The organism is Persicobacter diffluens (assembly GCF_036244895.1).
Classification (GTDB): domain Bacteria; phylum Bacteroidota; class Bacteroidia; order Cytophagales; family Cyclobacteriaceae; genus Persicobacter; species Persicobacter diffluens.
On record NZ_BQKE01000001.1, the window covers coordinates 2,197,244 to 2,211,279 of the forward strand.

At 42.1% G+C, this 14,036-nt stretch carries 12 protein-coding genes; 9 read left to right on the forward strand and 3 right to left on the reverse strand.

The annotated features are described in order from the left end of the window. Positions 1–169 precede the first annotated feature (169 nt). Positions 170–709, forward strand: a complete 540-nt coding sequence (locus AAA970_RS08995) for a hypothetical protein (protein ID WP_053405277.1) — start codon at positions 170–172, stop codon at positions 707–709. 34 nt (positions 710–743) lie between these two features. Here the strand turns inward: AAA970_RS08995 and AAA970_RS09000 are convergent, their stop codons facing one another. Both AAA970_RS09000 and AAA970_RS09005 read right to left on the reverse strand, forming a co-directional pair. Further along, complete coding sequence (locus AAA970_RS09000) at positions 744–1,211, reverse strand: thioredoxin family protein (protein WP_338236843.1); 468 nt, start codon at positions 1,209–1,211, stop codon at positions 744–746. A 130-nt stretch (positions 1,212–1,341) separates the two neighbouring features. After that, the gene (locus AAA970_RS09005; protein ID WP_053405279.1) at positions 1,342–1,818 is read right to left on the reverse strand and encodes a hypothetical protein; all 477 of its coding nucleotides are present in this window, start codon (positions 1,816–1,818) and stop codon (positions 1,342–1,344) included. A 441-nt stretch (positions 1,819–2,259) separates the two neighbouring features. On the opposite strand from AAA970_RS09005, the gene AAA970_RS09010 reads away from it, so the two are divergent. The 8 genes from AAA970_RS09010 (at position 2,260) to AAA970_RS09045 (ending at position 12,772) form a co-directional block, all read left to right on the forward strand. After that, a complete protein-coding gene (locus tag AAA970_RS09010) occupies positions 2,260–3,459 on the forward strand; it encodes a DUF1972 domain-containing protein (protein WP_338236844.1) in 1,200 nt (399 codons plus the stop codon). Positions 3,460–3,478: 19 nt separating this feature from the next. Continuing rightward, positions 3,479–4,573, forward strand: coding sequence for a glycosyltransferase family 4 protein (locus AAA970_RS09015; protein ID WP_338236845.1), 1,095 nt, complete (start codon positions 3,479–3,481; stop codon positions 4,571–4,573). Positions 4,574–4,678: 105 nt separating this feature from the next. Next, positions 4,679–5,422: a polysaccharide biosynthesis/export family protein gene (locus AAA970_RS09020; protein WP_338236846.1), complete on the forward strand. Its 744-nt coding sequence runs from the start codon at positions 4,679–4,681 to the stop codon at positions 5,420–5,422. After that, positions 5,419–7,641 (forward strand): exopolysaccharide transport family protein, encoded by a 2,223-nt coding sequence (locus AAA970_RS09025; protein WP_338236847.1) that lies wholly within the window; start codon positions 5,419–5,421, stop codon positions 7,639–7,641. Before AAA970_RS09020 ends, AAA970_RS09025 begins: the two co-directional genes overlap by 4 nt. Beyond that, positions 7,638–8,918, forward strand: a complete 1,281-nt coding sequence (locus AAA970_RS09030) for a polysaccharide biosynthesis protein (RefSeq protein WP_338236848.1) — start codon at positions 7,638–7,640, stop codon at positions 8,916–8,918. Before AAA970_RS09025 ends, AAA970_RS09030 begins: the two co-directional genes overlap by 4 nt. Before the next feature lie 2 nt (positions 8,919–8,920). Then, positions 8,921–10,042 (forward strand): glycosyltransferase family 4 protein, encoded by a 1,122-nt coding sequence (locus AAA970_RS09035; RefSeq protein ID WP_338236850.1) that lies wholly within the window; start codon positions 8,921–8,923, stop codon positions 10,040–10,042. Further along, positions 10,039–11,322 (forward strand): O-antigen ligase family protein, encoded by a 1,284-nt coding sequence (locus tag AAA970_RS09040; protein ID WP_338236851.1) that lies wholly within the window; start codon positions 10,039–10,041, stop codon positions 11,320–11,322. Before AAA970_RS09035 ends, AAA970_RS09040 begins: the two co-directional genes overlap by 4 nt. 112 nt (positions 11,323–11,434) lie before the next feature. Further along, the gene (locus tag AAA970_RS09045; RefSeq protein WP_338236852.1) at positions 11,435–12,772 is read left to right on the forward strand and encodes a sigma-54-dependent transcriptional regulator; all 1,338 of its coding nucleotides are present in this window, start codon (positions 11,435–11,437) and stop codon (positions 12,770–12,772) included. 192 nt (positions 12,773–12,964) lie between these two features. Here AAA970_RS09045 and AAA970_RS09050 read toward each other — a convergent pair whose 3' ends face one another. Further along, entirely contained in the window at positions 12,965–14,032 is a 1,068-nt protein-coding gene (locus AAA970_RS09050; protein WP_338236853.1) for a glycosyltransferase family 4 protein, read from the reverse strand. Between the last annotated feature and the right edge of the window lie 4 nt (positions 14,033–14,036).

Genomic DNA, 14,036 nt, shown 5'->3' on the forward strand with positions numbered 1-14,036 from the left:
AGCCCCGTTTGAATAACGAACGGGGCTTTTTTATGCCGTTTTGTTGTCCTTTTTCCCTAATCGGGTGCTATTTTTTATAAAAAAACCTCAAAGCATCCATACGAATCCGCTTTTATTATATTTTTTTATAAATTGTGTTCTATTCGATTAAGAAGGAAATAAACCGATTATGAAAAATATTTGCTCATTCCTGTTGATTTTTGGGTTTTATGCCTATTTCAATTTTAGCCATGCACAATGTGTAGAAGGCCATGACGACTTTGAAGATGTCGACATCGTACAAACCGGCCAAATTTCCGTGGCACCCATGGGAAATATCAAATTAACTTTTGCTTCTTATCAATACCCCACCAAAGGGAAAGAAGTATACGTGTACGTTTCCGTTTTAAAAGAAGTGATGGATGACCTTACGCTAAGACCTTATCAGAACCCTTATCTGGCAGTAAAAACCAGGGCCGGAAAAATAAAAAGATATCAATATGCAGGGCCGGTGGCGATCAACCCCTATCTGATGGCCTTTAAAATTGATAAAGAATTGGTAGATATGTTTCGGGCCAAAATGGTCACCAAAGCCAGAATTCACTATGACGGAAAAAACCGGGATTTGGACCTAAAAGGCTCCTATGGCGATAAGCTGTCAGATGGCATTGAATGCTTTGTGGAATCTACCAAAGACCTCAAACCCACGGGAAAAGAAAAAACAAAGTAATAAAAAAGCCGATCATCACTGATCGGCTTTTTTATTATCCGGCATTTTCGCGATATACCTTTTCTAACTTTCCTTTATTGTAAGTCTCTCCTTCCTCCAGACTGCCCGTCTCTTGTACATTGGTCAACTTTCCGTTTTCATCCAAAAAGACATAAACCGGAAAACCGTGTTCGTTAGGATTTCCCCATTTCTCCAATAAGGCTTCGTTTTTATTTTCTTTGCTGTAGTTCAGGTGCACATAAACGTAATTATCATCAATCATCTTTTTCAATTCAGTATCCGTCATGACATATTTATTCAATCGGATACAGAATTTACACCAATTGCCCCCGACCTGCACCAATACTTTTTTACCTTCTTTTTTTGCCTGATTTACAGCGGCAGCAATTTGCTCCTCACCATTAATAGAAGGATTATAAATTTTTCTCCAGTTCGTCTCCTGTGCGCTAACCGCAAAAGTCACCATTAGCATGGTCAAGACAGTCAATAGGTATTTTTTCATTAGATGTAATTTTTAAATGTAGGGCAAACATAATATTTATCCCTTTAATCTAAAAACCGCAATCCTGATATACCCTAAATAAAAAAAGCCCCCGTTAAGGAGCTTCTGTATATAAATAAAACTATTGCCTTTATAATCTGTGCCAGATTTCTTCCAGTAAAGTAGAATCAACCACCACATACTTGCCGGAGTTAGGATCCATTTGCACATTATGTACATAGCCTGATATCCGCCATTCATTGCCCTTTACCGTGTACTTAAACTTAACAGAGGTACCCGCCAATTTTGACCCGGAAGGCTGGAAGAAATCAATATGCTCCGTATAAAAATCATCGGTCAAATCATAAGTTCCTCCTCCGGTCCCGACCACATTTCCATCGTTAGGAGAATAAGAAACCCAGGTAAAATGGTCTTCGGTGATGTGTTTCACATACTTCATCATTTGAGGGAGTTCTGAAAAATCAGGATCAGCACCATATTTAAAAGAAGACATTTCCCATGAACCCATCAGTGGATTTTCCTTTTTCTTTTTGGGATTCATGGCCATAATACCCACCAAAAAAATCAGGGAAACAGAGAGTAAAATAGAATAATTCAATTTTTTCATAACACAGGTCTTTTGTTTATTAACCATCTAAAAGATCAGAGGTTACCAAAACGCCCCTACTTATTTTAAAAGAATTCCCAAAAAATTGGATTAACTCAAATCCAATAAATAAACCTTAACAAAACCTACAAAAGTCCTATTTACCACCCTCCTAGTAGAAGAACTTCCAACAATTGGGAGCACCAATCTCGCTCGTTTCCTATCAACCGCTCACTTCTAAATTCCTGCGTTATTATTTAAATCGAAAAAATAAAGCGTATTATACCATTTTGCAAGTGCTGCTATTTCCAAATTTTGGAAATCTTCCAATTCAAAAACCTCCCTGGTAATCCACACCTTCTCAAAAACACCCCTGCGAAACTCTGAAAGCCTATTTTTTAAAATATTTAAAACTGGAATCAATTTGGTCAATAGAATAGCATAAGAAAATGCTTTGACCTTATGAAAGAAAAAATAGCCGTTATCGGAACCGTGGGAGTTCCCGCTTGCTACGGAGGATTTGAGACTCTGGTACATCAACTGGTGCTTCATCTTAACCAACAATTTGACTTTACGGTCTATTGCAGTGCGCACCATTACCCGAAAGGAGAAAGACCAAGAAATTGGAATAATGCCAAATTAGTATACCTCCCGCTGAAAGCCAACGGGGTACAAAGCATTCTTTACGATATCCTATCTATCATTCATGCGCTCTTCTTTGCTGATGTCCTGCTCATTCTTGGGGTATCCGGCTGTATCATTCTTCCTTTTGTGAAATTATTCAGAAACAAAAAAGTCATTGTTCACATTGATGGGTTGGAGTGGAAAAGAGCTAAATGGCATCCGTTGGCAAAAGCCTATTTAAAATTTGCCGAAATGATAGCCGTACGGTTTTCGGATGCGGATATTGCCGATAATGAGGCCATCCGTAAATATACTGCGCTGCGATACAAATCCCTCAGTGCCTGCATCGCCTATGGTGGAGATCAGGCGGAAAAGGTGATTGCCAATGCACAGGATTTTCAAAATTTCCCCTTCCTTCAGAAGCCCTACGCATTTGGTGTTTGTCGTATCGAGCCGGAGAACAACATCCATTTAATATTAGAGGCCTTCTCCACCCAGGAAAATTTGCCCTTGGTGTTGGTTGGCAATTGGGATAATAGCCCCTACGGCCAAAAACTTAAGCAAATTTATAAAGGTCATTCCCATTTACATTTGCTCGATCCTATTTATGAGAACAGGCCATTAAATCTTATTCGAAGCCGCTGTTTCTGCTACATTCACGGGCACAGTGCCGGTGGCACCAATCCTTCTTTGGTAGAAGCAATGAATTTGAACTTACCCATTATTGCTTTTGACGTGATCTATAACCGCTGTACGACCAATGAGCAGGCATTTTATTTTAAAGATCATCAATCTTTGAATGACTTGCTACAAAGACTCACAAAAGAGGAATATCAGCAATGTAGCCACAGGATGTACGACCTTGCCCAAACCCATTACCAATGGGCTCAAATTAGTCAACAATATACAAGCCTCATCAATGGCATTATGGAGGACTATCAGAAACCGGAAATTTCCTCCTACCCCATCCCCCAACATCTTATTCAACCCTGGGAAACCTCCCAAACCATTCCGGAACCTGCCCAAAAACTGGCATAATTAATAAAATCTCATCGTGATGCTACCACTTCAGTTCTTATTAACCTCGACCCTCAGTGCCCTTATCTTGCATTTTCTATTACATTTTAAATACGAAATAGGGCTACTGGATAAACCCAATCAGCGCAAGGTGCATTTATCCATCAAAGCCTGCTCGGGGGGAATTGCCTTGTATTTGGCTTTCATGATGATGAACATCTCCCTGCAGTCAGACCATCTTCCCAAGACTTTTCTATTATGTGCAAGTGGCATATTTTTGATGGGTTTATGGGATGATTACCGTCCTTTAAGCGCGCTGCTTCGATTATTCTGGCAATTGAGCTTAGCTGCCATAATTGCATTCCCGCTGGCTGAAAACCCGGCGCTTACCCCAGGCCTTTTGTTTCTTCAGCATCTTCCCTTCCCGCTTGTGTGGATGTTATTCACCCTATTCATTGTCGCCAGCACGAATGCCTTTAATTTGATGGATGGTATTGATGGACTCGCAGGAAGTTTAGCACTGGTGGTGATGGCTTGTTTGGCTTTCTGCCTTTTCTTAGTCAATGATATGCAAGCGGCGCTTTTGATGTTAGCCATGATGGCTGCTTTAGTTCCTTTCCTCAGCCTGAATTGGGCACCTTCCAAAATTTTCATGGGAGATTCAGGATCCATGCTTCTGGGTTTTACAATAGCCTACGGAGGGCTCAGACTGGTACAAGGCCCAATGGCGCCAGTAGAAGCATATTATTTTCAGGTGGCCGTTGGATGTTTCAGCTTACCGGTAATGGATATGCTGCGGGTTTTTGGACAACGAATGTTAAAAGGAAACTCCCCCCTGAAACCGGATAAAACTCACCTTCACCATATCCTTTTGAAATACATCAATGTGCCGCAGGCAACTTTAACCATTGTTGCTTTTCAGAGCCTATGCATTTTAATGTGTATGCTGCTGCAAGATTTTTCTCACTGGTTCGCGATTCTCTCCTTGGTGGGTCTATATTTTTCTATGATTTGGACCATCAAACGATGCTTTCAACCCCTGGCTAGCGCTGGCCCAAAGATCAATACCAACAAGAAACAGACAGTTGAAAATGCTAAATATTCCGAAATCCAACCGTTCATACCCAATAAATAAATTAAAGTCATCTAAAAATATAGCACTTTAAATAATTCAGGCAAATCCTAGATCACTTATTCTAAAGAGTTTCGTTAAACAAACTGTGATAAATTATATTTTTTCATGAAAACCTCAACCAAATGGGCCTGTCTCATTTTATTGTTTGCCAACCTATTATCCTGTCAAACCAGAAAATTATTTGACAGTGCCACCCCGCCTATGGGGATAGAAGAATTTATTGAGGATTGTCAGGCATTACCGCTTCATCTCCTCCAGGCAGATGACAAAATTAGTCTGAGCATCTGGAATCATGATGATCTAAGCATTGGTTCCATTTTCGGAATTTATAATTCCAATGAAGTTTATGGAAAATGGACCATGGTCGATCAGGAGGGATTTATCTTGTTACCTAAAGTGGGCAAATTACAAGTAAAAGGCCTGACCACTCAGGAAGCCAATGCCCTCATCACTTCCGCCTACCGCCCATGGCTCAAAGACCCCATTCTCACCATCAAGGTGCTCAACAGGGAGGTTAATATCCTGGGTGAAGTAATGCAACAAGGCACCATTTTATTAGAAAAAGAGCGTAATACTCTGGTGGAAGCCCTGGCGCAAAGCGGGGGTTTTGATTTCTATGCGGACACCCGTCACATAAAGATAATCAGAACCATAAACCATCAACAAAAACAGTTTTTAATTGACCTCACTCAAACCACCGATCGGCAACAAGCCCAAATGTGGCTTTACCATGGAGATATCATTTATGTCCCTACCAAAGGAGGGAAAACGGTAGACAAAAAAACCCCGTTAATCATCGCATTGGCAAGTGTAATCACGGCCATTGCGGTTCTAATTTCAGTACAATGAATGAAAGCTCGGAAATATTAAAAATCCTCCGACCGATAATCCGGGGTTCAGGCATCATTGCGGTCTGCATACTCCTTGCTTTTCTTCTGGGACAAAGAAGTTTATTGTATTCTACTGCTCAATTCCAGAGCGTAGCTATCCTAAGGCTGGATGACAAAAGTGGGTTTACCGAAAATAACCTTTACAAGGATTTGGATTACTTCTCCAGCAAGAAAAACATTGACACAGAAATGGAGACCATGAAATCTTTCCAAATTTTGGAAAAGGTGGCAGAGAAGCTGGATTTCCAACAAAGGTATTACAGAAAAGGCCTGATTAAGACGAAAGAGCTCTACAATGATAGTCCTTTTTTGCTGATTAATTTAAAAACCTCCCCTTCACTTTTGGGAGAGAAAATCCAACTCAATTTTATTTCAACGGATACCTTCGAATTAAAAATCCCAAACGAAGGAGGCTTCCTCACCCAAAAGGGGAGCTGGGATGAGATACTGAAAAACCCAAATTTTCAATGGATCATCAGAAAAAATCAATCTTTTTGGGCCAAACAAAAAGCACCAAATTTGAAGGACACCTTCTTTTTTGAAATCCTTTCTCAGGAGCAGGAAATTCAGCTCATCAAAGAAAATTTACAAATCACCCCACAGGCCGAGGACATTCCCATATTAAGAATTGCCTATACCTCTCCGGTACCGGAAAAAGCTCCAATGATAGTAAATACCCTTTGTGAAGTATATATCGAAGATTATATCCTGTATAAAATTGGGGCTTCACAAAAAACACTCACTTTTTTAGATCAGAGAATAAAGGACATGGGGATTCAGCTTCAAAAAGCCGAAGCCAATATAGAAAGCTTCCGATTGAAAAATGGCATTATTAATACCCGACAGGAAACAGAAACCGGCCTCAGAAGAACCGCTCAGTTAAGAACCCTGTTAGCCAATCTGGATATGGAAATGGCGTCTCTAGATAGTATCAATAAAAATGTGCAGTCGGATACCATACGCCTGGAAACACTTTCTCTGAATACCAATATGACCGTAGGTTTGCTTTTCACAGACCTTATCAAACGTCTGGAAACCTACCGGGCGGAGAAAAGAGAACTGTTGACCCGCTATGGACCACAGCATGAAGAAGTTCAAAATATAGATCAAAACATAGCGGATATTCTGCGCTACATAAAAAGGAGTATTGCCCAAAATCAAAAGGAAATTGCGATTAAAAGAGCCTCTATCGCCAAAGAAGTACAAGAGGCAGAAAGGCAATTTGAGACTTTACCTTCCAAGGAAAGGCAACTGATCATTTTACAAAGAGACTTTCAGCTACTACAGAACAGCTATAATTTCCTGAATGAAAAACGTATAGAAGCGGAAATCTCCAGGCATGCCACCATCGCATTTCACAGAATACTGGAAGAGGGAAAGACACCTCGAAAAGCCAGTTCACCAAATATAACGCTGGTATTAGTGGTTTCCATTTTCCTGGGGCTGGTGACAGGACTGGTAATTGTATATTTCAGGCAGTTCTTTTACGGTAAGGTGGAAGAAATTTCCACCATTGAAAAATATACAGATCAAGCGGTACTGGCCACAATTCCACATATGCCTAAAGGAGAAATCGAAATCAAGGGATTACTCAATACGCTATATCAGCAGGGGAGTTTGCAAAAAGGAAACATGGTGGCGGTCACCTCCTGTGGGGCAAAAGAAGGAAAGAGTTTTATCAGTCAGAAATTATGCTTACAGCTCAACCAGTTACAGCAAAACGTTCTATTTATCCGATGTAATTTGGACCCGAAAAGGAAATCAGCTAAGGGACTTTGGGAATACCTTCAAAGTCCACAGAGCGAAATAATCGCCAATAAAAAAGAAAACATCAGTTTTATGAATCTGGGGAATTACCCTTCAGAAGAACAGCTTTTCCTACACCCCAACTTTAAGACACGCATAGCCGCCCTTTGTCAACAATTTGACCTGATCATAGTGGACTTTCCTCCTTTGAAATCCGACTCCCTGATGACTGTTTTTCTTCAGGAGTGCCATTGCATTCTTTATGTCATCCGGTATAACCACACCGCTATCAGTAAATTAGAGAACATCTCCTATTTCAAAAACAAATACCAGCTGAAACAATTAGAAACTGTATTCAATGATCAGCAATCTTATCGCCGGTCGCTCATCGCAAAGTTTAAAAACAGTATAGTCGGCTTCACCAAAAAATGAAAACACTTCTCCAAATAAAATCGAAAGCAGAAAAGCTGGGCGAACAGGCACTTTTGAGCCTGAACAGCTTCCTGCTCACTATTTTATTGGGAAGATATGCCAGCGCGGAAACCTTTGCCCAATATGCCCTTTCTTTTCTGTGGGTCTTATTTGGTTTTGCCCTTCTGCAGGCTTACCTGCTTCAGCCCCTTTCCTACTTTTCTGAAAAAAATGGCAAAAGAAACACCCAAGCGCAATTCATCAGTTTTTTTGTCGTTTTCCAACTCCTGTTCCTAATCGGCTTCAAACTCTTTCTAATGGGTTACGATGCCCTCACCCATAGCCAACAGGCTCACCTGCCACTCCTGTGCTGGGCATTCTCCTACAATGCCTTTTATTTCTTCCGGCATTTACTCATTATGCACCACAACAAAAAGGGCCAGTGGAGAAGTGTCATTACCTTCAACCTCCTGTGTATCGGTGGTATTTCAGGCCTCATTCTATTGCAAGAGCTCCACTACCATTATATCCTCTATCTCCTGGCTTTGGCACTATTGTCAGGAAGTATAGTGAGCTATTTTCACCTCCCGCAAGTCCGCATGGCAGCTTTGCATCAATTGCCCTGGAAAAAACACTGGATTTATGCCAGATACCTGATGGCCACTGCTGTTTTTCAGTGGTTTTCCGGAAATGCCTTCTGGGTGGCTGCCGGTACCTTACTGGCTCCATTCCTGTTTTCCGGCATTCGCCTGGTACAAAACCTGACCGGACTACTTAATATCGGAATGATGGCCATAGACAATTACCTTCCTTTCCGCTGGATGAAAAAACTTCCCGGAGAAAAAAAATGGGCGCAGGTGCTCCTCAGGGAAAGTCTGCTCCCCTCTGTCCTTATCATATTCGTATGTCTGCTGGCCTGGGTGTTTGGAGAATCAATAATGACAGGAATATATGGAACAACCTATGCAACTTTTGCGCATTGGATCGCCCCCATGGCAGCCCTTTCGCTTTTGGGCTTGTGGAGCCTGGAATTAAAAATTGCCGCCCGCTGTTTTTCCCAAAACGGTTTGATCCTGCTTTCGAATATTATCGTCTCCCTGTTCAGCCTTTCCTTTGCTCCCTGGCTCCTGAAAAATTTTGAAATTAAGGGGTTGCTGATCGGACTGGGAGCTGCCCAATTCCTGATGGCTAGCAGCCTGCTGCTGGGCCTAATTTTTTGGTCCCATCGGATAAAGGAAGTATCCCAAGCGCCCAAAAACAATCTTTCCGCATTAAATAAAAGCCCTGAACATAATTGATTATGAAAATCATCCACTTCATATTAGGCAAAGCCAATCCGGATCGGCTCAATGGTGTAAATCGGGTAGTTGATGCCCTGACTAAGGCTCAGTTTGAACTTGGTTATGATATTGAAATATGGGGCATCACTCCAAGCCCGGATATTGCCGGCCCGAACCGCCCCTTTCCTTGTCGGTATTTTCAATCTCATCCGTTTTGGAAAAAACTCGACGGAAAAATAAATCAGGCCTTGAGTACTTTACCCCAAAAAGAAAAGGTGGTGTTTCATTTACACGGGGGCTTTATACCAGACATGTTTCGGATGTCGAATTTACTTCAAAAATGGAAATACCCCTATATTTTCACGCCTCATGGTAGCTACAACGCAGAAGCACTGAAAAAATCTAAATGGCGAAAACGCATCTATTTTAAGCTATTCGACAAAAAGGTGGTGGAGAATGCACAGTGTCTGCACCTGCTGGGACAAAGTGAAAAAGACCATATCATCCACCTGGCCAATCCGGCCAAAGTGGTGCTGGTTCCTAACGGTTATGAGGCAGAGGCGCAGGCAACGCCCTATCCGGCGCAAAAAGAGACGCTGGTCTTTGGATTCTGTGGCCGACTCAAAATCTATGTCAAAGGGCTAAATGAATTAGTAGATGGTTTTGCGGCTTACAGTAAAAACAGCTCACAACCTTCCGAGCTATGGTTGATCGGGGACAGTGAAGAAAGCTCCAAACTCAAAGCCAGAGCAGAAAAATTAAAAATAACCGACAGAGTAAAATTCCTGGGCGCGCAATACGGAGCAGAAAAAATCAAGCTGCTTTCGCAAATGGATTACTTCTGCCACCCCTCCCGATATGAGGGCTTTCCAAATGCCGTATTAGAAGCCTTAGGATTAGAAATTCCGGTTTTAGTCACTCCGGCCACCAATATTCTTTCCACCGTATTGGACGAAAACTGTGGCATGGAAATTACGCAAACCAAAGCGAAAGCCATTCAAAAAAGCATGGAACTTGCCGCCGGAAAGTGGCAGACTGAGGAATATTTCAGCATGCGAAAAAATGCGGGCAAAACCGTTGCGGAACAGTTCAACTGGAGGCAGATTGCCCAGCGATTTTCAAAAATCTATGCCGCCCTATGAAAATCCCCACCCTTCAGAAACCTACCTTTCCGGTGAATCACCTTATCCCATGGCTCATTGTAATTCTGGGCCTGAAAATTCTGGGATTTTTTACCCTCTCGGAGAATATTACCATTACCAGAGGACTAAAAATATTAATCCGGATGGCCTGCACCGGCACTACGGCCTTCCTCATTTTTCACTATCAGGCCAAAGGCTATGCGGCAAATTTCCGGCAATCCAATAGTCTGGTATTTTGGGGATACTGCGCCTATTTACTGCTCGCCCTCTTCTCCTTTCTGTGGAGTACCGATGTGGCCTATTCGGCGCTACAATGGTTTATGGACACGGAGACATTCATTTTCTCCATCCTATTTATCCGCTTAATCCTATTGGTCAATCAATATGCCGGGGAGCATGAAATCCGCCTCAGTGATCTCCTTTCCAGGGCGGTATTCCTTTTGATGGCCTGGAATATTTTGGGCGCCTGGTTTTTCCCGGACACCTTTTACCGCCTGACCCATGGACAGGAAGTTGCCCGACTGGGCGGATTTTTGATGAACCCCAATGAATTAGGAATGCTGGCGGTAGTGGGAATAGCCGCCTCTTATCTGGAATTATTCCAAGCCAAAAAAAATCATTATTGGGACTATTTCCGAATAGTCTGTGCCCTGTATGCATTAATCCTTACCGGATCACGTTCCTCCATGATCGGCTTTCTTTTAGTGAGTTATTATGCCATCAATCTGACCAACAACCGCTGGTTCAAATGGGTCGTCATTGGGGTACTGTTACTGAGCATTCCCATAATTGTGCAATTTATCTTTATCAAAGAAGGAGACCTTAAGGAAGTGCTGAGCATGACGGGCCGGCTCCCTTTCTGGAAGGCCTTGTTAACCGAAGGCTTCCCTAAACAGCCCTGGCTGGGCTTTGGCTTCATGCGCATATCCAATGAAGGCTTCTTTCAAAGCGTAAATACTTACGCCGGAAAAATGACTCACAATACTTTTATTCAAGTGTTGATGAATCTGGGCATTATTGGCTTTTTCATTTGCCTGAGCCAATTAGCCTTAACCCTTTATGCTTGTGTCAAAAGTAAATCTTCAAATAAGAAAAGGTTTTTCACAGCCGTCTTCATTCCCGTCCTGATCAACTCCTTCACGGAATTTGGCATTTTTGGAGAAACCAACTACGGTATACTGTTCTATCAGCTTCTTTTTTTGATTTTCGTCATTGATGTTTCTCCTCATTTTAGTCAAAAACAAATCCTCAAAATTCGGCAACTAGCCGCTACAAAATGAATTATATATCGATAAGCTCAACTTCCTATAAAAAAAATCACATTCATCCATTCCCTATAACATTGACTTTGCCATGGCCGTTGTTTTTCTGAAAAATAAGGGATAATAGTACATGAAAATTTTTATCGTTGAGGATAATGACTGGTACGCCAATTTTCTTTGTCACCACCTGAGTCGTAATCCAGAATTTGAGGTCCAACATTTCGCCAATGGCAAACAATTAATCAGTCATCTGGAAGAATTGCCTGATGTAATTTCCCTGGATTATGAATTACCGGATTTGGACGGAGAAAGCTTACTTAAAAAAATACAATCCTTTGATGAAGAATTACCGGTGATCATGGTATCCGGGCAGGAAGATGTCAATACCGCCATAGAAATCCTCAAAGCCGGGGCTTTTGATTATATCGTCAAAAATGAGGATGCGCCGGAAAGGTTATGGCAAGCCATGCACCGGGTGCAAAAACAGCAAAAGTTATTAAAGGAAGTCAAAAACCTGAGAACAGAGGTGGTGAAACAATACCATTTCAAAAACCAGATGATTGGAGAAAGCCCGGCGCTAAAGGCATGTTATGCCATGGTTGAAAAGGCGATTCAAACGGAGATCACGGTAATGATCAATGGGGAAACCGGAACAGGAAAGGAAGTGCTGGCGAAAGCCATTCATTACAACTCCAAGCGCAAGCAAAAACCCTTCATCGCAGTCAATATTGCCTCTATTCCGGAAAATTTATTGGAAAGTGAGTTATTCGGACATGAAAAAGGCGCCTTTACAGACGCGCAAAAACGCCATATCGGGAAATTTGAAGAAGCACAGGGAGGCACTCTTTTTTTGGATGAAATCGGGGAATTGCCCCTACCCGCACAAGCCAAATTACTCAGGGTTTTACAGGAAAAAGAAGTCGTGCGGGTAGGAGGAAATGAAATCGTCAAACTAAATGTACGGATCATTACGGCCACTCACCGGAATCTCAAAAATGCGGTCAAGGAAGGAGCCTTCCGAAAAGATTTGTTTTATCGGCTGTGGGGATTACCCATCGTTTTGCCCCCGCTGCGAGAAAGAGGGCATGATGTCATTCTCCTTGCCCAGCATTTTATCAATACCTTTAGCAAAGACAACCATTTGGGTGAAAAAACACTTAGCCCCCTTGCCAAGAAAAAACTACTCAGCTATAATTTTCCAGGAAACATCCGTGAACTACGTTCAGCAATCGAGTTGGCCACGGTGCTATCCCATGGAAATTGCATAGAGGCAGATGACCTTACTTTTGCGGAATTGGAAGAATTTCCGGAATTGATGGAGGAGAAAATGACCTTAAAAAAATACATACAGAAAATTCTTCAGCATCACTTAGACAATAATGAGGGCAATGTGATCACTACCGCCCGTGAGTTGGATATCGGAAAATCCACCATTTACAATATGTTGAAAAGTGGAGAATTAAAATAAAACGCACTATACTCTCATAATCCACTGGCTATGTTCACCCAGAATTTTTCCTATTGCTGATTTTTCCCAAAGAAGCAGATGCATGAGGAGAAAGCAAGCCAACGCGAACCTCTCTCTGCCTGGAAAGCATCAGTAAGCCACTCAAACACACGGACCATAAGGGCTGTAGCGAAGAATTCCGATTGAATATCATTAGCCAACCGCTTTCATCCCCTTTCGGGAGGTAAATTCATTGGCCCGTACCTTAGCCGCAGCGGATAACTGTCGGTAATAGGTTTTATCACGGGCAAATTTCCGGATGTGGGTCAAAAGCGTTGCCATATGCGTAACATCACAACATATCCCCTGCACTCCGTTTTCTACTACTTCCAATGGCCCGCCGGCATTCGGACAAATACAGGGTAAACCATAGGCCATTCCTTCTAACAGTGTCATTCCAAAAGTTTCAACCCATTGTTCGGGATCAGACAGGTTCAGCAAGAGATCAGCTTCAGCATAGAAAGGATGAATATTTTTTTGAGCCGGATAAATAAAAAGGTTAGAGGGGCGGTTTTGAAAATATTCATCCACTTCTGCCTGACTGGCATTCAACACCAGATTAAACCGGTATTCCGGCAGGAAAGCCGCCAGGTTCACAAAAGTATCCACCCCTTTATATTTTTTTAAGGAGCATAACATCAGCACTACAAAGCCTTTCTTCTTTGAGGAGCGCGGAGCTTCAGATTGCTGCATAAACTCTTCCGACAAACCATTATAAATCACCCGATTATTTGTTAAACCCTGTCCTTCTGCTCTGGCCAGGTATGCCGAGACAAAAATCACTTCCTGAGCGCCTTTCAAAGGCCATTTCAGAAATTGCTTAAAAATCTCCGGTCGAATACTGGTTTCATGGATATGATAAATAAAGGGAGTTTGCGAAAAATAACCCATCAGAGCCGCCCCAAAAGGCAATAAAGTATTGATATAGATTTGCTCAAAATACTTTCGATTTTGCCACAGCAAATAAATCATGTATAGCTGCGCCCAAAAAAAGCGCAATAAAGTGATCAGCTTATTGGAAGCAGGCTGGTAAGGGAAATGTAAAGTCCTTACGCCTTTCAGACCGGAAAGTACCCCGTTGGTATTGGAGGTGATCAGCATGCAGGAACGCCCCTCCTGAACTTCTCTCTGCAAATGATCCCGAAGCACCACTGCGCTCCCGCTATAATCATTAAATAAATGACAATAAACCCGATTTTCTAATTTTTCACTTACTTTCATAATC

What these genes read in the sequence shown, in the direction of transcription:
- AAA970_RS09020 (WP_338236846.1), top strand. Translation starts at nt 4,679, where the DNA reads ATGAAAACCTCAACCAAATGGGCCTGTCTCATTTTATTGTTTGCCAAC.
- AAA970_RS09000 (WP_338236843.1), bottom strand. Translation starts at nt 1,211, where the DNA reads ATGAAAAAATACCTATTGACTGTCTTGACCATGCTAATGGTGACTTTT.
- AAA970_RS09010 (WP_338236844.1), top strand. Translation starts at nt 2,260, where the DNA reads ATGAAAGAAAAAATAGCCGTTATCGGAACCGTGGGAGTTCCCGCTTGC.
- AAA970_RS08995 (WP_053405277.1), top strand. Translation starts at nt 170, where the DNA reads ATGAAAAATATTTGCTCATTCCTGTTGATTTTTGGGTTTTATGCCTAT.
- AAA970_RS09040 (WP_338236851.1), top strand. Translation starts at nt 10,039, where the DNA reads ATGAAAATCCCCACCCTTCAGAAACCTACCTTTCCGGTGAATCACCTT.
- AAA970_RS09045 (WP_338236852.1), top strand. Translation starts at nt 11,435, where the DNA reads ATGAAAATTTTTATCGTTGAGGATAATGACTGGTACGCCAATTTTCTT.
- AAA970_RS09005 (WP_053405279.1), bottom strand. Translation starts at nt 1,818, where the DNA reads ATGAAAAAATTGAATTATTCTATTTTACTCTCTGTTTCCCTGATTTTT.
- AAA970_RS09030 (WP_338236848.1), top strand. Translation starts at nt 7,638, where the DNA reads ATGAAAACACTTCTCCAAATAAAATCGAAAGCAGAAAAGCTGGGCGAA.
- AAA970_RS09050 (WP_338236853.1), bottom strand. Translation starts at nt 14,032, where the DNA reads ATGAAAGTAAGTGAAAAATTAGAAAATCGGGTTTATTGTCATTTATTT.
- AAA970_RS09035 (WP_338236850.1), top strand. Translation starts at nt 8,921, where the DNA reads ATGAAAATCATCCACTTCATATTAGGCAAAGCCAATCCGGATCGGCTC.
- AAA970_RS09025 (WP_338236847.1), top strand. Translation starts at nt 5,419, where the DNA reads ATGAATGAAAGCTCGGAAATATTAAAAATCCTCCGACCGATAATCCGG.
- AAA970_RS09015 (WP_338236845.1), top strand. Translation starts at nt 3,479, where the DNA reads ATGCTACCACTTCAGTTCTTATTAACCTCGACCCTCAGTGCCCTTATC.